We start from the raw sequence: 19,337 nt of genomic DNA, 5'->3' as shown, positions 1-19,337 counted from the left end.
TAATTAAGCTGATGTTCTCAATAACGAAAAAATTTCATCTTATGGTATTTCGCAATATGAAAACAGGAAGTTGTTTTTTGTAATCTTAAATGTTTACTTAATACAGTTTTTAAAGAAGGGTTGATCAAATTGGTAGTAGTTATTTCGGGTCCTGAATTTTGGGGTAGTATTGATGAAGCTCTGGTAAAACTGAACAAGGAGATCGGATATAAGAAAATTGACAGGGATATTGACATAATGGGCGAAGTTGAAAGACTCACTAGTATGACTTTGGACTTTCTTGTATTGGATATCTCATGTCTTGACGATCACAGGCGTGTACCTCAGGCAATTAGAAAGCTTATGATTAACAAGGAAAACCTCAGAGTAATTATAATTGCTCCACAGAGGTTTTCGGGCAATGAGGTTATAAGCAACCTTATATCAATGGGTATATATGATATAATCGGGCAGCGTGATAATGAAGAGAAGAATATAGCTCCGGCTTTAATTGAGCACTTTCAAAATCCATCAACATACGCGAAAGCAATAAAATGGGATGATGGTTTTGCAAGAAGGAAAGAACAGGAAAAGGAATTTATTGAGACAGGTAGTGGAAGATTTGGAAAGAATAGCGGCGGAAACACTCAGGCCAAAATGGTTGAGAAAGATAAAATAGTCGGTACCGTCGTAATTGCTGTTGTAGGTACTATGAGCAGGATTGGAACTACGCATACAGCAATATCCATAGCCAAATACCTGATGGATAACAGGCATGGTGTAGCAGTTGTCGAACTTCACAGCAGCTTTGCCTTTGATTGCATAAAGAATTCTTATGATAATGTTGTTGAAAAAAATGGGATGTTCTCTCTTGGAGGTATGGACTTTTATCCTTTTGATCCAGCGAGGGCTGTATCTGATTTGGTACTTGACGACTACAGCTATATAATTCTTGACATGGGCGTTTATGGAAAGTGCAATATTGCTGAGTTCAGACGTGCTCAGGAGAGAGTTATAGTTAGTGGGGTTAAGGATTGGGAACTGAATGAACTCGAGGAGCTTATCGAATCAGAGGATAAAAATTTTAAAAACAGATATTATTTTACTTTTTCAAATAACGCAATGTTTGAGTTGGTAAAGGAAAGCATGAATTCTCTTCCGTGTTTTCAGGCTCCATATAATCCGCAGCCGTTTGATGATAGTGACGAGTGTGCAAAAGTTTTTGGCAATATGCTAAGGAACGTAATGCCTCAAATAAATAGTGAAGATGAGAATGAGAGCTTTCTGAAATATATGTTAAAAAAAAAAGAGATAAAACTATACCATAAACCTATACTTGTAGACAAAATAATGTTAAGAAATGCCCAGGCCAACAGCAAACCTGTAATTAGTACTGAAATCAAGAAGTATTTGGGAGTTATAAGGTTTATAATTTCTATGATTATAGTTGCGATTGCGTTGACGCTTCTTTATTATTTGTTTTCAAAAACTACTGTATTCTCACAGATAAGAGACTTTTTTAAGGGAATATATTAGGTGTATCTATTATATAAATTATGTTAAAAAGCAGCAATTAATAATATGAATTGAGGGGGAAAAAACAATTGGCTAATATGACGCTATATGTATTAAGCGGAGAAACATTTAGAGAGTATAAGCTTCCTGGTTATGTTGAAGGGATAGTTAATGTAGATATAAGTCCTGGAACGGCTGAAGCTTCATTATTATATTTTATGCCTGTGTATGCCAGTAACGGCAATTGGGCGCTGCATGAGATGGATGAACTTAAGATAACAGTTAATGGAAAGAATATATACGATAGACAATTGTGCGCGGGAGATGCAATCAAGGTAGTATCTGCAGATGGAAAAGCAGAGGCAGTAATTTATGTTGATGAAGCAGAGGCATCGAGAGTGTCGTTCGACAAGTATTCTACAAGTGGCTTAAGCCAGATTAGTATTGGATATTCGGATAACAATACGGTTGTCTATAATGGCTTAAACGTTTCGGAAACTCATGCTGTAATTGATTTTATTTCAGGAAAAGCTGAGATTAAAGCAAAAGGCAGCAATGATCTGATATTTGTTAATGGTAAGAAAACGCAGTCCAGAATTCTGGCATATGGCGACATAATCTGTATAATGAGCCTCAAAATTGTTTATTTAGGCGGAATATTAGCTATTAACAGTCCGAGAGGACTTGAAAGATGTGCTCTTCCAAAATATACACAAGAAAGAGATATACAGGATAGTTCCGTAAACGGAAACTCCTATAATCAGGTTTATTTTCAGCGTTCTCCGAGAATTATAAAAAAATTGGATGAGTGTCAGATGGAGATCGACTCTCCGCCTGCTCCTAATACAGCCAAGGAACAGCCTCTCTTGTTGAGTATGGGTCCTTCGCTGGCAATGGGTATGGGTATGTTGGTTAGTACTATGTTTACTATAAATTCCTACAAGAGCAATCCTTATATGGTGATACCTGGGATAGTAACAACGGGTTGTATGCTTGTAGGTTCAATTTTGTGGCCTATACTTTCAAGGTCTTATCAGAAAAGGTCGAAGGCAAAGGAAGAGAAAAAGAGGGTAAAAAGATACAGACAGTACATGCAGAAGGTATATTCAAAGCTGGAGGAAAGAATTGAACGCAATAGCAAAATTCTATCAGGTACATATCCTGAACCGACAGTGCTGATAAACCGGGCAGTAAATAAGGATAGAAGATTGTGGGAACGTATACCCTCAAACAAGGATTTTCTTGACGTCAGGCTTGGAATAGGTACAAGACCTTCACTTATAAGCGTGGCAATTCCAAAGGAACGCTTTACTATGGAAGATGACCCGTTAATGGATGAATTGAACGATATAAATAAGGATTTCATTGTGGTGCCTAATATTCCTATCACTATTTCCCTGTTAAATAACAATATGCTTGGTGTAATAGGAGAAAGAAATGTAATTAACAACATTGCCATGTCAATGATTGTACAAATCGCTTCTTTGCATAGTTATGATGAAGTGAAAATAGTATGTGTATATAACAGGAAGGAAGAAGACAAATGGGAATGGGCAAAAAGGCTTCCGCATGTGTGGGGTCCTGAAAAAGCAATACGTTTTATAGCATCATCCCGTGATGAGGCGAGAGATGTATTTCATTTCCTTAATGAAGTACTTGGCGACAGGGAAGAAAAAAGTAAGGATAGTTCATTTGATACGAAAATGGAGCTGCCACATTTCATTGTCTTTATAGCAGATCAGGAACTTGCTGAAAATGAACCTGTAATGCGTTATTTGACAAGCTCCTCGGTGTCTCTCGGAGTAACAACGATATTTGCCTATGAAAAGCTGAATATGCTTCCTAAAGAATGTAATTCTTTTGTACAGTGTTCTGAAGCTGAATGTACCCTTTATCATAGAGATAACCCTGAGGATGGGATGATAGAATTTAAAACGGATCCAATAAATAGAAACGATTTGGACTCTTTCTCTTGTTCTCTTGCAGGTATGAAGGTAAAAGAACTGGCGTCGGCAATGTCTTTGCCGTCTGTGTTGACCTTCCTTGAGATGTTTAAGGTAGGAAGAATTGAGCACCTTGAAATCAAGAGAAGATGGAGGGAAAATCTGTCGTACAGATCACTGGAGGCGCCATTGGGAATAAAAGCCGGTGACACGCAGTTTTTCCTGAATATACATGAAAAATACCATGGACCTCACGGACTTATAGCAGGTATGACAGGTTCCGGTAAAAGTGAATTCATACAATCGTTAATACTTTCAATGGCTATAAATTATCATCCCTATGATGTGTCCTTCATATTGATTGACTACAAAGGAGGAGGGATGGCAAACTGCTTTATAGGTTTGCCGCATATTGCCGGTACTATAACCAATCTTGGAGGAAGCCAGATACGCAGATCATTGGTTTCGCTTCAAAGCGAACTTAAGCGCAGACAGAGAATATTTGCGGAATATGGAGTTAACCATATTGATAAATACCAGCAGATGTATAAGGAGCATAAGGCAAAAGAGCCGCTGCCTCACCTTGTCATAGTTTCAGACGAGTTTGCAGAATTAAAATCCCAGCAGCCTGACTTTATGAATGAGTTGGTTAGTACAGCAAGAATAGGAAGAAGTCTTGGCGTGCATTTGATTCTGGCTACTCAGAAGCCATCAGGTGTTGTTGATGATCAGATATGGAGTAATACAAGGTTCAGAATTTGTCTTAAGGTTTTGGACAAGGCAGATAGTAATGAAATGCTCAAAAGGCAGGAAGCAGCATATATTACGCAGGCAGGAAGGTGTTATGTACAGGTAGGAAACGATGAGATTTTTGAACTGGTTCAGTCGGGTTGGAGCGGAGCACCTTATGTACCTACTGACAAGATTGAAAATGACGGAGACAAACAGGTTATGTTGATTGATAACTCTGGAAGGGCGCTCAAAACAGTTTCCACAAAAACAGAGGCTGTGAAAAGCTCAAGTACACAACTTTCTGCAATCGTGGATTATATCGCTGATATATCTGTAAAAGATAATATTAGTCCTTTAAAGCTCTGGTTGGAACCGTTGGGCGATGTTATATTCTATGATAATATAGTAAAAGAGAGCGGTGGCTGGGATGGTGAAGGTTGGAAACCTGTTGACCATTGGATGAGACCTACCATAGGAATTTATGATGATCCGAAAAATCAGATGCAAAGTCCCCTCAGAGCAAACATGGGAGAGGATGGACACTTGTTGCTGTACGGAGCCCCTGGCACAGGCAAGACTACCTTTGTACAGACACTTATATATTCACTTATAAAATCATATTCGCCTGAGATGGTGAACTTGTATCTATTGGATTTTGGCGGAAGAACAATGGGGTATTACAGTGGTCTGCCTCATACCGGAGGAGTAATTTTTTCGGATGATGGAGATAAACTTGATAAATTGTTCAGAATGCTTACGAAGGAATTGGAAAGCAGAAAGAGAAAGTTTGCTGAATATGGGGTAGGTAATTTGCAATCCTATATGCAGATTTCGGGAACTGTAGAGCCTGCATTAGTTATGATAATAGATAACTACTCGGCGTTTGCCGAGCTATATCCGGATTCTGAAAGCACACTTGTGACACTTTCCCGTGAAGGCGGAAATTATGGTATATATATGGTATTCACCACTTCAAATACAAGTTCTGTTAAATACAGAGTGAGTCAGAATTTCAAACTTATGTATACTTTGCAGTTGAATGATAAGTATGAGTATGCATCTGTTGTTGGACAGACTGACGGACTTGAGCCGGAAATTGTAAAAGGAAGAGGTCTTGCCAAGGTTGATACTCCACTTGAGTTCCAGACTGCACTTGCAGCAGAATCTGATAATGAGGCAGAAAGGGTTACTCAGCTAAGGGAATTATTCGGAAATATGAAGGAAAAATGGTCTGGTCGTAAGGCAAAACCGATTCCGTTTGTGCCTGATGAGCTTTCAGTAGATTTCATGCTTGAAAGTGACGACTGTAAGGCGCTCTTCGAGCAGGAGTTGATTCCTTTAGGATATGATGTTGAGGAGGCAGAAATTCTATCCATTGATATTGGAAAGTTCTATGCATATTCCATTCTCGGTTATGACCAGACTGGAAAAACGAATATGTTAAAAACTTTGTTAAGATTGATTAAGTCAAATTTTGACTGGAAAGTTTATGTAGTTGATAGCGGAGAAGGTGAACTAAGAAGATATTGTTCAAAATATAATGCAGATGATTATATATGCGATACCGAGTCTTTTGATGGCTTCATTACTCCTCTTGTAAAGGAAATGCAGGCAAGACACAAAGATTTGAAAGCTTTCAGACAGAATGACAATAACCAGAGCGAATATGAATATATGCGAAAATATCAACGTATAGTAGTGCTTATAGATGATTTTGACGGTTTCTTTAAAATGATTTCTGATAATGCCTTAAGCTACGTTGAAAACTTATTAAGCGGCGGTAGTGGCCTTGAAGTGTATTTTATATTCACTGCTAATCCGGACAAGCTTAAAACATTTACCAGCCAAACGTTATATAATTCTGTGTTTACTGGAAAGAATGGAATTTTACTCGGGGGAAATGTAGACGGGCAGAATATATTCAATGTAAGTATGAGCTATCAGCAAAGAAACTGCCAGTATGATACCGGTATAGGATACATTATTGACAGGAATGAATATAAAGTAATTAAGACACCCCTTGCCTAGTGATTTTTAGCATTGCTGGCTTCAGAAGTTAATAAATACACTTCAGCTTAATTGCTATGGACTACATCACTTATGATAACCTAACGAAGTGGAGGTGGGGGGCTTGTTAAAAGTTGTTTTATGTGATGAAGATAATATATATATACAACTTTTAAAGAAGTTGATAATGGAGATAGCCATTAGAAATAACTATAATATTGAGATTGCAGTAATGGCTTCTTCACCCCAGGATGTTTTAGAGTATTTGGACAAAGAAAATGAAATATCGATTTATATTCTTGAGACAGTTTATAGTTTATCTGAAGAAGACGGTATTGAGTTGGCGAAAGCTGTCAGAGAAAAGGATCGTGATTCATATATTGTTTTTTGTACTGCTCATACTGAATATATTTATAAGGTTATGACGGGATTAATTAAGCCGTCGGGTTTTTTGATAAAGCAGGGAGAGGCAGTCAAAATTGAAGAACTTAAACATGTAATGGGGGATATTTACAGAGATTATCTGAATTTTTTCGCTGAGAATGAAGCGGTTTTAAATATTAACATAGGTACGGAGATATACAGAATTGATTATAATCAGATATTATATTTAGAATCTTACCAAAAGAAGATATATGTGCATACTGAAAACCAGAGGATAGGGTACTACGACAGTCTGTCATCCCTCGAAGAAAAACTGGGGGAAAACTTTATCAGGTGTCACAAGAGCTATATTATAAATGCGGACAAAATGTCTAGAATTTCTTTCTCGGACATGAAAATTGAGATGATAAATGGAACTGAAATAGATATATCTAGAACCTTTAAAGGAATATTGAAAGATAAACTCAAATGTTTATAAAATATTGATATATAGAGGAGTGATGGTGATGAGCCCGATTGGAGAAGCTGGTTTTGTTTTAACCCAGAAGGAGTTGATCTTCCTTGCTGCATTGACAGGTGCTGATGAGATGTATGGAGTTGAAGATACTGTTTCTGAAATAGATGAAAGTCAGGTTGCTGAGGAATGGGATATAGCAAGGGAACAGTTGGAAAATAAAAAATACATAGAGGTTGAGTTTGATAACTCGATAACCATGGATAATGATTTGTATTCTTTAATGGTTGCCTGTTGCAATCCCAAGGTTTTCATCAGAACTGCGATGATTGAAGGCAGTTCTTCGCGTACAAGAAATATATATATTAATGAAAAAATCGCCGTTGAGCTGGATCAGGATAGACTAAGCCCGAATAAGTGGATATTGACGCCACTGGTTAGTATTGAAAAAGTGTCAGACAATATTAAAGAGTGTTTTTATACTGAAACGGACTATGAGAGTGAAAATATCAGTTTCGACATTCCTCTATCAGATTTTGAGAAATTAAATGATACGGTAGTAAGGGAAGATAAGAGTGAAGCAAAAGAGCTTTTTATGAATTATGGATGTAGTGATGAGGCCTCTGAGGACTTGTTTGATGCTTTGAAGGACAAAAATTTTTGTATTTCACTATTAATAATGCTTTTAGACTATGACAGTATGAGTGATGTTAACAGTTTTACTTACTATGGGGGCACCAGACATTTATGGAAGTTGGATGCTTCAGCAATAGGAAAAGAGGATGAAATAGTTAGCAGTATAAGGTTTAACACTCTTAGTACGCAATCACTTCTTGGTGAAATTGATGAGATGGTTTTTGCACTAAAGCATTTATATAGTAATGCTATTGAAGGAGATGTGTAACATGGAAAAAGTATTTATTGAGGTTGTGGTTCCGGCGACAGGTAAAAAATATGAATTTATAATACCTGAAGTCATGAAAGTTGGGGTTGCAGCAGAGCTTATTGCACAGGCGGTACAAGAGGCAGAAGGAATTAAGCCTTATAAGGATAATGCTATTTTGTGTAAATGTGAAGATGAAACTGTTCTGCCAAGCAACAGTACAATCAGTAATACGGGTATAACAGACGGAACAAAATTAATTCTTGTTTAAAAAGAATAAAAACGCAATACAACCTATAAATTGTAAGAATATTACAAAAAAATGCGTTTCATCCTTTCAAATGAGCATTTCGTCAGAAACTATTGTAATGAAGAATTAATGTGTTTATAATGAAATCCATGAAAGGCAAAAAAACATCTGAATAGATGGGGAGGAGAAATAATGCTTCCACCTAAAAGACGAATAAATTATAGTCAGGTTATGAACCAGGTATCGAGTATAAGGGAGTTGTCGAAAAATACTAACAAAGTTGCGGATAATTTAGATGATGTTTTGGTGCAAACCGTGAAAGTTTGGAGTGGGGATGCATCCAAAGAATTTAAAAAGCAATGTGGAATTATGATTGAAGAAATAGAAAGTACTGCAAGAAAAATATCTGAGATAGCAGGGAAAATAGCTAATGCTGCTTCAGATATAGAAAGAGAAGACGATGCATATGAAAGACGTTATAATGACTACATAAGAGAACAGGAAAGAAAAGAACGTGAAAGAAAAGAGAAGGAAAGTAAAAAAGCAAAATAGCCTTTTAAGGCTGAAATAAATAAAAAATGTAGGTTAATCAATAAAGGAGGATTGTTGATATGGCAGGTAAAATAAGTGTAACACCTGAAGAGTTGCAAGGTTCAGCAAAGAAAATACAAGGTGAGATAGGTAGCTATGTAAAACTATACCAAAAGTTGTATCAGGAAGTAGATGGAATGAAAAGTTCATGGAGCGGTGAAGCTAATCAGGCATACGCAAAACAGATAGATGGCTTCAGAGTTGAGTTTGATAACTTAAAAAAGGTATTGGACAATTATGTTGAGTTTTTAGAAAAGTCAGCAAAGGTGTACAAAGATACAGAAGCAAACATCAAGGACGGAGCAGGAAAACTAACAAGTGGAAGATAATAAATTTGAGGAGGTAAAATATAATGGCAGAATTTAAAGTAACACCACAGGTGTTGAGGTCAACATCATCAAATATAAAGTCAATAAACACAAACTTTCAGGGTGTAATGAAAGATATTGAGACAGAAATGAACAAAATGAAGAAGAAATGGGAAAGTGAAGCAGCAAATGCCTTTATTTCAAAATTCACTGGTTTGAAGGACAATTTTGAAGCATATTACAAAGTTATTGACTCCTACACAAACTTTTTAGAGTCAACAGCAAAAGCATATGAAGAGGCTGATAAAGCAATTAATAATGCTTCAGGTAGTTTGTTTTCATAATAAGATAGTTGTAAAAGCTCTCTTTTTGTAGGTCTACCCTATAGGTAGGCCTACAATTATGTATCGAAATCTTAAGTAATGCAGGGAGTGAATACTGTGAATATTTCGGTATATCCTGATGGAATGAAAGCAATGCTTGAGCAGATATGCAGTCTTAAGCGGGAAGCCAACAGGATTGAAGCTGAATTCAGAATGGTTGGAGGAAGCATTGATCCGGAATTCCAAGATGTTTTAAACTTAATAAAAGTTGTTGAACAAGAGCTTGAACGAATTTGTATGTATTTTTCAAGATGTTGTAGTTTTGTTGAGCATACAATTACAGACTATCTTGATGCAGAGAAAACTGTGAATTATATGATTGAGAAGATTGGAAATTTCAAACTTGCAGGTAGCCAAAAAACTGGTTTGATTAAATCAAATAATAAAGAAATAAAGGGTTGGAAGATTGATTTTTGTGAAGTATTTAATGTGGCATTAATGGTGGAACCATGCCGGATACACAAAAAAGAGTTATTAATGAAGTACAAGATCAAGCCTGGTAAGATTGAAGCGGGAAAGAATATTCTTGTTAGGACATGGAATAGTCCTTGCAATTTATAGTGTATATAGAATTCGATCAGGGGGGGCATTTTATGGGAGATTTTGCCGTACAACTAAAAGTGTTAGAACAAAGTGAAGGAAGAATAAAAAGACTTTCTAAAGATTTAAGTAGTATTGGGAATAGCATTTCTAATATAAGGAGTTCACTTGACTCGGATATACGTAATCGTAACGGTATTGATAAAGGTCTTGGAGATTTAAACAACAGACTTTATGAGGAAGAAAGGAATCTTTCCGAGATCGCAAAATTCTTGGATAAAGTATTCAAAGAATATGAAAAAGCAGAAAATGAAATTGAGGATGCTATCGAAGAACTAGGCAAGACAACCACGCAAAGGAAAAGTTCAATTGTTGATATATTCAAAAAAAATGTGCCGACATTTATAAAGAGGCCTGAAGTTTTAGGTATGATTGCAATTTTGCCCATAATAGGAGTTCCAGTGAAAATATTTGGGCTTACAAAAATATTGGATTTAATAAAGGTTAAGCCCGCTAATAATGTTAATGTTAAAGGAAACACTACTATATCCAAACCTGTGCAAAATAAAAGCACTGTTGTGGCGCCAAAATTTGTATGGCCTGTACCTTCATCAACCCGTATTACATGTCCTTATAGTTCGAAGGATAGCCTTCACCCAAATGGGCACAAGGGAGTGGATATAGGGGCTGCAAGCGGAAAGGATATAGCAGCTGCTATTGGTGGAAAAGTAGTTCTGGCTAAATGGCTGGATGGATATGGAAACGTTGTGTACATTAACACAGAAATCGATGGAAAGAAAGTTCAGATAAGATATGCACACATGAGTAAAATAGAAGTCAAAGCAGGCGATGTAGTAAAAGCAGGGCAAGATATAGGTAATATAGGAAGTACTGGACGTTCAACAGGTCCGCACCTTCACTTTGAAGTCAGAGAATGCCTCAAAAATGGTAATTGTCTTGGAAATACAGACTCAAAACCTATTGATCCAATGCCGTTTTTGAAGGGAAAAGTCACAAGTATTCCATCTTCCAAAGATGTGAAACCTGATGTTACGGTGACTAGTAGGGTTAAAGAGTACAAAGTAAAAAGTGGTGATACGCTTGGCAAAATAGCGGCAAAGTATAGTACAACAGTTGCAGAGCTGGTAAGGATTAATAAAATTTCTAATCCGAACCTAATATATGTAGGGCAGGTTATAAAGATAACCGATCCAGGCAAGCTGAATAATGTTAAGCCCAAAGAGTCAAATAGTGGTAAAGATTCTGGTAAAACTGTTAAATATGTAGTGAAAAGTGGAGATACTCTCAGCAAAATTGCTGCAAAGTATGGTGTAACAGTTAATGAGTTAGCTAAATATAACAATATTGCCAACCCAAACCTTATATATGTAGGACAGGTTATAAAGGTGCCTGGGCATGGCAAGTTGAATGATATAGACGCAAATGATAAACCAAGTGGGAATAATAATAATGGAAATGGCAAAGAACCATCAGCTGATGGATTGTTCATTTGCAATGATTATCTGACAATGGCACAAATGAAGGTAAATGCCCAATATATTCTTGATTATCTCCGTGCCAAGGGGTGGTCCAAAAATGCTGTTTGTGCAATGCTTGGAAATATGCAGACAGAAAGTAACATGAACCCTGGTATCTGGCAGAGTTTAAAAGAAGGCAATAGAAAAGGTGGCTTTGGCATAGTCCAATGGACACCTGCAAGTAAATATTTAGATTGGGCAGAAAGTAAGGATTTAGAATGTACTTCTATGGAGAGTCAGTTGAAGAGAATTCTTTATGAGGTAGACAATAATGTTCAATGGATACACAGTTCAATGTCTTTCAAGGAGTTCTCCCAATCTAATGGTGATGTAGGCGATCTGGCTGCGTTATTCCTGAATCATTATGAAAGGCCTAAGGAACGTAACCAACCCAAGAGGGCTAAACAAGCTGAATACTGGTATAAGGTCTTAAATTAGACTTTTAAATGACCTCATATATAAGCTCGAATTTTCAGAGCTAAAATGTATTTTTATTTATGAGTTCTATTGTTATAATGAATTTATTACAATTTAAAAGACTATTAATTAATAATTAAACTGAACGTTTTTGACGGAGGTAAAAATGAATAGGAGATTGCTTTTAGCGACAACAATTACAACTATCTTTCTTTTAGCAGGATGCGGAAAAATTGCTCCAAACGATAAAGGACAACAAAACAGACAGTCACCGTTAGTATCGTCTACAACAATTGGCGAAAATGCAAACTCATCGGTGCCAACTAACTCAGTTGAAACTCAAGTTATCACAACACCAACTGAATCCGTATTGATTGAGGAAACAAAAAATCAGGAATATACAATTACTACTGAGACTTTTCAACAGGACAATATTAAAATTGAATACCCACAAATAAAGGGTATGGAAGACAGCAACAAGGAAAAGTCTATCAATGATTTGATTAAAAATAATGTTTTGAGTAGCCAGGTTGAAGAGCCTCTTAAGGGTTATCAGGAGGATACCGGGACTAAAGTAAACCTAACTCTCGATATGAAGTATAAGGTTACAATGAATACTGATGAATTATTAAGCGTTATTTTTACAGGATATTCAAACATAGAGGGTTCTGCATACCCAACAAATAGTATTTATGGGATAACGATAGATCTTAAAAATGTTGCCAAATTAAAAATTTCTGACTTTGCAACGTTAGACAGTAACTTTGCTCAAGAAATTAAGAATTCTACAGCAGTAACTAATGATGCAGTTAAAGATGGAATGGACAAAAATGTATTAATAGACCAGATTCAACAAACAGATGACCAAATTCTGTTACAGGGGTTAGCGGAAGAATGGGCTTATAACACATTCTATGTAACGCCGGATTCTTTAGTTGTAAGTGTAGATGTTGCCCATGCCTTGGGAGATTATGCGTTAATAGAATTGCCAGGTCAATATACTAAAAAATAAACATTGTAGCTTGCAATAATTTCTGTTATGGTTACTGACAAAAGGAGATGCTAATTTGAATACATTAAGTAGATTAGGTATGAAGTTTAATATCAGGACTTTCTTTATATTGTTCATATGCATGTTTTTATTAACATCATGTTCTAAATTTATGGGCAATCAAAATCAGAACAATGTACCGGGACAGAAAATTTATACTGCTTCTCCCGAATCAACAAATAATTCAGAAAATGTTGACATGCCTAATGTTCAACAAACTGATGATATAAATAAAGCTAATCAAAACTCTGATATGTCAGATGCTGTAAGTACTGATGTTAGTGGTGAAAAAGATAATGATTCAGGTCAGACGAAAGAGTCTCGGTTGGTTATGAAGATTTTTGTAAACTTAGGTATGGACGAGTATTATAAAGTGTTGGACATGAATGATAAAACAGTTACATACAGCTATTATAATTACGAAAATACAGATACACCTGAGCTTGCTCAGAAGACTGTAACATTTGACAAATTAATGGAAATAGAGCAAGGGGTTCGTAAATACTTATTTTTTGCTTACCTTGATGATGGTTCGGAAGAAGTAAAACTTGAAATGAGTGAAGACTTTTTAGCGGAGGTTGAGAATAATCCTAATTTCAGAGTTCAACTTGGTAAGTTTTTAAATAAGCCATTTTCAAAGAAACTGGTGAATAATACAATAACTTCATCAGATATAAAATGATCTATTGAGTTTTAGTGGGTTTATTTATCATAGGAAAGTAAAAATATTACATAAAAATGCGGTTCATCCTTTCAAATGAGCATTTCGTCAGAAATTATTGTACTAAAGAATTAATGTGTTTATAATGAAATTCATGAAAGGCAAAAAAACATCTGAATAGATGGGGAGGAGAAATAATGCTTCCACCTAAAAGACGAATAAATTATAGTCAGGTTATGAATCAGGTATCGAGTATAAGGGAGTTGTCGAAAAATACTAACAAAGTTGCGGACAATTTAGATGATGTTTTGGTACAAACCGTGAAAGTTTGGAGTGGGGATGCATCCAAAGAATTTAAAAAGCAATGTGGAATTATGATTGAAGAAATAGAAAGTACTGCAAGAAAATTATCTGAGATAGCGGGGAAAATAGCTAGTGCTGCTTCAGATATAGAAAGAGAAGACGATGCATATGAAAGACGTTATAATGACTACATAAGAGAACAGGAAAGAAGAGAACGTGAAAGAAGAGAGAAGGAAAGTAAAAAAGCAAAATAGCCTTTTAAGGCTGAAATAAATAAAAATGCAGGTTAATCAATAAAGGGGGATTGTTGATATGGCAGGTAAAATAAGTGTAACGCCTGAAGAGTTAGAAGGTTCAGCAAAAAAAATAGAAGGTAAAATAGGTAGCTATGTTAATCTATACCAGAAGTTATATAATGAAGTAGATGGGATGAAAAGTTCATGGAGCGGTGAAGCTAATCAGGCGTACGCAAGACAGATAGATAGCTTCAGAGTGGAGTTTGAAAATTTAAAAAAGGTATTGGACAATTATGTTGAGTTTTTAGAAAAGTCAGCAAAGGTGTATAAAAAAACAGAAGCAAGCATCAAGGACGGAGCAGGAAAACTTACAAGAGGAAGATAATAAATTTGGGGAGGTAAAATATAATGGCAGAATTTAAAGTAACACCACAGGTATTGAGGTCAACATCATCAAATATAAAGTCAATAAACACAAACTTTCAGGGTGTAATGAAAGATATTGAGTCAGAAATGAACAAAATGAAAAAGAAATGGGAAAGTGAAGCAGCAAATGCCTTTATTTCAAAGTTCACTGGTTTGAAGGACAATTTTGAAGCATATTACAAAGTTATTGACTCCTACACTAACTTTTTAGAGTCAACAGCAAAAGCATATGAAGAGGCTGATAAAGCAATTAATAATGCTTCAGGTGGTTTGTTTTCATAATAAGATATTTTTATTGTAGGTCTACCCTTTAGGTAGGCCTACAATTGTATATGGAAGAATTTCTTGATTTATCTGCAATATACTTCTTGTGTTTATATATTGTGTACATATATAATAGTAGCAAGAATTTACTGCAGTTTTGGGTTGTCAGAGATAATGGGGGTGGGTTCGAATGTCGAATATACATGCAGATATGAGAACATTGGAAGATAGTAAGCGTAGGCTTAGAAAACTTTCAGGAGACTTGGAGAATATAACTAATAATCTTAAGTCTATAAGGAATTCTCTAGATAGTGACATACGTTACAGTAGAGGTATAGACAGTCAACTTGTTGAATTGAGTTCACAACTATCAAAAGAGGAGCATATGCTTTTTAAGAGTGCAAACTTTTTAGATAAGGCTATAGAGGACTATAGAGCTTCAGAACAAACTATTGAACGTAGTTTGCAAAAAATAAATGCAGATCAAAAGCTAAAAATGCCTTTTGATGTTTTTGGAGATTCAGCTCCAATTGTGAATGTTAAAAGCAGTAATTCATTTGAGAAAGATGGTAAAAGTGATGAAAGTGTAAAACCGGATGCTGGAATTATGACTGACGTTCTTGATAGCTTGCCAGGTGGTGAGGTGCCAACAGAGGCTGAAATAGCTCAAATTGACGCAATTATGGATAAATATGAGTTGATGCTTATAAAAAACTATAAAAATGCAAGCGAAACGGATATAAAAAAAATATTGGAGGATATGGCTAAGGAGTTAACTCTAATAGCTAATAAGCATAGATATGATTTTACCTGGTGGTATTATGCTGTAAATACTGGTGGTATATTTGATGTAAAAAACAGCAGAGTAGTTGAGATAACTGTAAACGGTAAAGTTGAAAAAATTAAGATATGGAATCAGCCTTGGAAATATGATAAAAAGGAATATCAGGGTGATTTTGCAGGTAACTTTTTATATGGGTATCTTGGTGCAGAAGTATTTGGTACTGGTCAGCTTGGACAGTCAGTACTTAAAGGTGGGGCTGGTTTTGCACAATTTCTGAGTGACCGTGGTAATCCTGGTGTAAAGGCAGATCCACTCAGAAAATATTTTGATTCTTTGTCAAATGGCGGTTGGGGAGATAACGAAGGAGATAGTAATCAAATACAATTAGGTATTGATTCTTATAAAAGTGATCATAGTAGTTGGAAGAAAGTGCTAGATATTGAGGATTTACTTAATCCTTTAGATGATCTTATAATTAGTATGCCCAATATATTTGACCCAGACGGTATATTTAAAGATAAATATGTAGAAGACGAGTCAGGTTTTAGAAGAGATATGGTACTTATTGAAAAAATAGTAGGTAGCGAGATAAATTATATAAATACTGAAGCCATTCCTAAAGTTGTAACTTATTTAAACGACAGAATATTCGATCTAATAAGTATTGCAGGAAATGCAATTTATGATGGAGTAAGTACAGTAGGGCAAGCCATCGGTGATGGTATAGAGGCAATAGGTGATGGATTAGAGACTGTAGGAGAGGCAGTAGGTGACGGGTTGGAGACTGCAGGAGAGGCAATAGAAGATGGGTTAGAGACTGTAGGAGATGCTATAGACAATGGGTTAGAAACTGCAGGAGAGGCAATAGAAGATGGGTTGGAGACTGCAGGAGATGCTATAGAAGATGGATTAAATTCAGCAGGAGATGCGTTACATGATTTGCTGTTTTAGTGACAAAACAATAAGGCGGATTTAGTTTATAGGAGGAAAAATGAGAAGATCCAAACGTATATTTGCAATTTTATGTATATTTGCTACATTTACTGGGTGTAATTTTGATCAGGATAACAAAGCAAATAACATTGAAATAAAAAGTACTAATATTAATCAGGATTATTTTGTGTTCGAAGAGTATAAGCGTGCGTTGTTTTCATCTGAAACGAAGTATGGGTATATGAATTCGTTAGGGGAAGTAATTATCTCTCCATATTTTAAATATGCTGAAGACTTTTCTGATGGGCTGGCAAAGATCCAGACTAGTGAAGGTTTTGGAATTATTAATAAAAGCGGTCAATATGTCTTAACACCTGATTACGATGATTGTGAATATTTGGGTAATGGTTTAATTGCGTATAAAAATACTAAATGGGGAATAAAAGATAGCAGCGGTAAGAATATAACCCTACCTGAATATGAAGAAATATACAGTTTTTCAGAAGGATTGGCAGCAGTTAAGTTGGGAGATAAATGGGGATTTATAGGCACAGATGGGACTTTGAAAATAAAACCTGAATTCGATTCGGTAACCAGATTTTCTAATGGTTTGATTGATATAGAGGTAAATTCAAAGTGGGGGTTATTAGACACTTCAGGCAAGGTGGTTGTTGAACCTAAATATGACAATATGCTCCAAGTGGTAGATGACTTAATTTTATTGCAAGGTAGTAATTGCAAGTGGGGGTATTTAGATAAGCGAGGGAATAAAGTTATTGACTATGTTTTTGAAAAGGCCCATTGCTTTGGTGAAGGGCTTGCAGCTGTTTATGTGTCAGGAAAATGGGGGTACATAAACAAGCAGGGAAATTTGGAGATAGAACCGTCCTTTGATGAGGCTAAAATGTTTAGCCAGGGATTGGCAAGAGTAAAAAAAGATAATAAATATTTTTATATCAATAAAAAGGGCGAAATGATAAAAGAAACTGGAATGGACTATACAGAAATGTATGAGTTTAATGAAGGTATGGCTGCAATAATTAATAATGATAAATATGGTTTCGTTAATGATAAGATGGAGATAATAGTGGAGCCTAAATATGATGAATATAAGGATTTTAGTGAAGGATTTGCAATTGTGGGCGAGAAGATTCCCAAGTGTTATGACAGCTCATATGGATATATAGACAAAAAAGGTAACTGGCTAGTTGAGCCAAGTTTCACAGGAGCAGAGTCATTTAAGAATGGTCTGGCAAAAGTTTGGATGTCGGGACAAATGGGCTATATTGATACTAAAGGTAACATAATATATAAAAGTTGGTAGAAAACGTTAATAGTCCAAATTTAGTAAGTGAAGTTGCCAATATCGATGCCAACATTAACCATGACTTAAAATAGTCAAAGCTATAAGATAAAATAAAAAGTCCACCGTGTTAAATAAAATATAAATAAAAATCTATAGAAAGGAATGTATTTTTTTATAAATACATCGTACAAGTGATCATATGAAAAGAGGCTTAAGTATTGCTACTTTTATTTTACTTGGAATAATATTTGCCTATACATATTATCTCATATATCTCAGTTCAACTATCGGTATAAATACTTTTGATGATATTCTAATGTTTGGTTGTATGACTTTTTTAGCAGGTTTTGTTTTAGTTTTAGTTTTTTCCACACCATTACTCATTTTAGATGTAGTATGTGTTGTTGTTGCATCAATAGCTATAACAAAGGAAGGTGCATTTGGGAAAAAAGCTGGAATATCAGGAATATCAGGTACATTAATAAGTATATTGGTGCTTGTAGCTCACTTTTTGTAAATAAAATATACAACGCTAATGATAAAAATTATAATATCTACATGCCTCTATAGGCTGCAAATGGAATCAAAATCATTTTTAAAGTTAAAAGACTGAGCCTTTTTGCCTAATTGATTAAAAAACAATTTTTACAGTAAGCATAGACTTTTCATGTCAATATACTAAAGGTAAAAATCAAAGTTAGGAGAGTGGAAAAACAATACAAGGAATTACACGAAATAAAAACTTGGTTCCAGTAATTTCCAAGAAAAAGAAGATGATTACGAAAAAGAGAAGGTGACTTTTACAGGGTGCACCTTCTTTTTATTTGTATCTGCCTATTAGGTAGTCAACCGAAACTTTATAATAGTCTGCAATTTTGATTAGTGTCTCTATATGGGGTAGTGGGAGCATCCGTGTCACCAGGGGCAAAGTAAATGTTAATTTATGGCAATGTCTATTGGTATTCTTTCCTCCATATTCAAATCAAAGTTTCCGTATGGGTTTATATGTGTATAGATAAGTGGTGTGAGTGCTCGGAAGTCTTCTTGTGTCATAATATCATACCACTTGCTTTGTGTAAGAACTTTTTGAATCATTAAAGTATTAACGTACACAAGGCAATTTTGTAATAAATGTAATGTCAAAACTGCAATTTCTTGGTCTTCATACCTGTTGGTTGATATTTCTCCACCTTTTCCATAAAAAATAAATCCGTTAGCTGAATTCCAGTTTTCTATAACATTAAGACCTTCATGAATCTCAATTCTTAATTCCTCTGACCTTAAATATTCACAAAGAAAATAGTTTTATAGCTTTACCCAGTTCCATAAATGCAAGATATGTAGGATGTTTAATTTCATTATTTCTTTGAAATCTTTTCATAATGGCTTCGGTTTCAGCAGTTCCAAGACGTAAGGCAGTAGCATATTTAACCATTTGGTCATATTGCT

General features: G+C 35.4%; 18 protein-coding genes and 1 pseudogene. 18 read left to right on the top strand and 1 reads right to left on the bottom strand.

The features are described 5' to 3' along the window. Window positions 1-129: 129 nt before the first annotated feature. The 18 genes from ACECE_RS0219470 (at window position 130) to ACECE_RS0219380 (ending at window position 18,405) form a co-directional block, all read left to right on the top strand. Complete coding sequence (locus tag ACECE_RS0219470) at window positions 130-1,515, top strand: hypothetical protein (protein ID WP_010250282.1); 1,386 nt, start codon at window positions 130-132, stop codon at window positions 1,513-1,515. 77 nt (window positions 1,516-1,592) lie between these two features. Then, window positions 1,593-6,197 carry a type VII secretion protein EssC gene (gene essC, locus ACECE_RS28225; RefSeq protein WP_235715984.1) on the top strand — a complete coding sequence of 1,535 codons (4,605 nt, stop codon included), beginning with the start codon at window positions 1,593-1,595 and terminating at the stop codon, window positions 6,195-6,197. A gap of 103 nt (window positions 6,198-6,300) precedes the next feature. Continuing rightward, the gene (locus ACECE_RS0219460) at window positions 6,301-7,038 is read left to right on the top strand and encodes a LytR/AlgR family response regulator transcription factor (RefSeq protein WP_010250278.1); all 738 of its coding nucleotides are present in this window, start codon (window positions 6,301-6,303) and stop codon (window positions 7,036-7,038) included. Window positions 7,039-7,066: 28 nt separating this feature from the next. Next, a complete protein-coding gene (locus tag ACECE_RS0219455) occupies window positions 7,067-7,918 on the top strand; it encodes a hypothetical protein (protein ID WP_010250276.1) in 852 nt (283 codons plus the stop codon). A 1-nt stretch (window position 7,919) separates the two neighbouring features. Further along, on the top strand, window positions 7,920-8,168 hold the full coding sequence (locus tag ACECE_RS0219450) for a hypothetical protein (RefSeq protein WP_010250274.1): 249 nt from the start codon (window positions 7,920-7,922) through the stop codon (window positions 8,166-8,168). A 171-nt stretch (window positions 8,169-8,339) separates the two neighbouring features. Then, window positions 8,340-8,699: a WXG100 family type VII secretion target gene (locus ACECE_RS0219445; RefSeq protein WP_010250272.1), complete on the top strand. Its 360-nt coding sequence runs from the start codon at window positions 8,340-8,342 to the stop codon at window positions 8,697-8,699. Between the two features lie 59 nt (window positions 8,700-8,758). Beyond that, window positions 8,759-9,067 (top strand): WXG100 family type VII secretion target, encoded by a 309-nt coding sequence (locus ACECE_RS0219440; protein WP_010250269.1) that lies wholly within the window; start codon window positions 8,759-8,761, stop codon window positions 9,065-9,067. Window positions 9,068-9,090: 23 nt separating this feature from the next. Continuing rightward, entirely contained in the window at window positions 9,091-9,390 is a 300-nt protein-coding gene (locus ACECE_RS0219435) for a WXG100 family type VII secretion target (RefSeq protein WP_010250268.1), read from the top strand. Between the two features lie 96 nt (window positions 9,391-9,486). Then, entirely contained in the window at window positions 9,487-9,990 is a 504-nt protein-coding gene (locus tag ACECE_RS0219430; protein ID WP_010250266.1) for a hypothetical protein, read from the top strand. Between the two features lie 32 nt (window positions 9,991-10,022). Further along, window positions 10,023-11,945, top strand: a complete 1,923-nt coding sequence (locus ACECE_RS32195; protein ID WP_010250264.1) for a phage tail tip lysozyme — start codon at window positions 10,023-10,025, stop codon at window positions 11,943-11,945. Window positions 11,946-12,090: 145 nt separating this feature from the next. Next, window positions 12,091-12,936, top strand: coding sequence for a PdaC/SigV domain-containing protein (locus tag ACECE_RS0219415; RefSeq protein ID WP_010250262.1), 846 nt, complete (start codon window positions 12,091-12,093; stop codon window positions 12,934-12,936). Window positions 12,937-12,991: 55 nt separating this feature from the next. Continuing rightward, window positions 12,992-13,657 carry a hypothetical protein gene (locus ACECE_RS0219410; protein ID WP_010250260.1) on the top strand — a complete coding sequence of 222 codons (666 nt, stop codon included), beginning with the start codon at window positions 12,992-12,994 and terminating at the stop codon, window positions 13,655-13,657. A gap of 176 nt (window positions 13,658-13,833) precedes the next feature. Beyond that, window positions 13,834-14,193 (top strand): WXG100 family type VII secretion target, encoded by a 360-nt coding sequence (locus tag ACECE_RS0219405; protein WP_010250258.1) that lies wholly within the window; start codon window positions 13,834-13,836, stop codon window positions 14,191-14,193. Between the two features lie 58 nt (window positions 14,194-14,251). Beyond that, the gene (locus tag ACECE_RS0219400; RefSeq protein WP_010250256.1) at window positions 14,252-14,560 is read left to right on the top strand and encodes a WXG100 family type VII secretion target; all 309 of its coding nucleotides are present in this window, start codon (window positions 14,252-14,254) and stop codon (window positions 14,558-14,560) included. A 23-nt stretch (window positions 14,561-14,583) separates the two neighbouring features. Continuing rightward, window positions 14,584-14,883, top strand: coding sequence for a WXG100 family type VII secretion target (locus ACECE_RS0219395; protein ID WP_010250254.1), 300 nt, complete (start codon window positions 14,584-14,586; stop codon window positions 14,881-14,883). Between the two features lie 172 nt (window positions 14,884-15,055). Continuing rightward, window positions 15,056-16,600 carry a polymorphic toxin type 44 domain-containing protein gene (locus ACECE_RS28215; RefSeq protein ID WP_010250252.1) on the top strand — a complete coding sequence of 515 codons (1,545 nt, stop codon included), beginning with the start codon at window positions 15,056-15,058 and terminating at the stop codon, window positions 16,598-16,600. Between the two features lie 40 nt (window positions 16,601-16,640). Then, window positions 16,641-17,906 (top strand): WG repeat-containing protein, encoded by a 1,266-nt coding sequence (locus tag ACECE_RS0219385; RefSeq protein WP_010250250.1) that lies wholly within the window; start codon window positions 16,641-16,643, stop codon window positions 17,904-17,906. Between the two features lie 181 nt (window positions 17,907-18,087). Further along, a complete protein-coding gene (locus tag ACECE_RS0219380) occupies window positions 18,088-18,405 on the top strand; it encodes a hypothetical protein (protein WP_010250248.1) in 318 nt (105 codons plus the stop codon). Between the two features lie 419 nt (window positions 18,406-18,824). Here ACECE_RS0219380 and ACECE_RS30340 read toward each other — a convergent pair. Further along, a pseudogene (locus tag ACECE_RS30340) lies at window positions 18,825-19,337 on the bottom strand (Tn3 family transposase); the annotation flags it as partial.

Origin of the sequence: Acetivibrio cellulolyticus CD2, assembly GCF_000179595.2 — a bacterium.
Classification (GTDB): domain Bacteria; phylum Bacillota; class Clostridia; order Acetivibrionales; family Acetivibrionaceae; genus Acetivibrio; species Acetivibrio cellulolyticus.
Note: the sequence above shows the minus strand (reverse complement) of the source record. Positions and strands in the feature narration are given on the sequence as shown.

Coding starts and splice junctions, on each gene's coding strand:
- ACECE_RS0219385 (WP_010250250.1), top strand. CDS start 16,641: ATGAGAAGATCCAAACGTATATTTGCAATTTTATGTATATTTGCTACA.
- essC (WP_235715984.1), top strand. CDS start 1,593: ATGACGCTATATGTATTAAGCGGAGAAACATTTAGAGAGTATAAGCTT.
- ACECE_RS0219415 (WP_010250262.1), top strand. CDS start 12,091: ATGAATAGGAGATTGCTTTTAGCGACAACAATTACAACTATCTTTCTT.
- ACECE_RS0219405 (WP_010250258.1), top strand. CDS start 13,834: ATGCTTCCACCTAAAAGACGAATAAATTATAGTCAGGTTATGAATCAG.
- ACECE_RS0219400 (WP_010250256.1), top strand. CDS start 14,252: ATGGCAGGTAAAATAAGTGTAACGCCTGAAGAGTTAGAAGGTTCAGCA.
- ACECE_RS0219440 (WP_010250269.1), top strand. CDS start 8,759: ATGGCAGGTAAAATAAGTGTAACACCTGAAGAGTTGCAAGGTTCAGCA.
- ACECE_RS0219445 (WP_010250272.1), top strand. CDS start 8,340: ATGCTTCCACCTAAAAGACGAATAAATTATAGTCAGGTTATGAACCAG.
- ACECE_RS32195 (WP_010250264.1), top strand. CDS start 10,023: ATGGGAGATTTTGCCGTACAACTAAAAGTGTTAGAACAAAGTGAAGGA.
- ACECE_RS0219435 (WP_010250268.1), top strand. CDS start 9,091: ATGGCAGAATTTAAAGTAACACCACAGGTGTTGAGGTCAACATCATCA.
- ACECE_RS28215 (WP_010250252.1), top strand. CDS start 15,056: ATGTCGAATATACATGCAGATATGAGAACATTGGAAGATAGTAAGCGT.
- ACECE_RS0219455 (WP_010250276.1), top strand. CDS start 7,067: ATGAGCCCGATTGGAGAAGCTGGTTTTGTTTTAACCCAGAAGGAGTTG.
- ACECE_RS0219395 (WP_010250254.1), top strand. CDS start 14,584: ATGGCAGAATTTAAAGTAACACCACAGGTATTGAGGTCAACATCATCA.
- ACECE_RS0219450 (WP_010250274.1), top strand. CDS start 7,920: ATGGAAAAAGTATTTATTGAGGTTGTGGTTCCGGCGACAGGTAAAAAA.
- ACECE_RS0219380 (WP_010250248.1), top strand. CDS start 18,088: ATGAAAAGAGGCTTAAGTATTGCTACTTTTATTTTACTTGGAATAATA.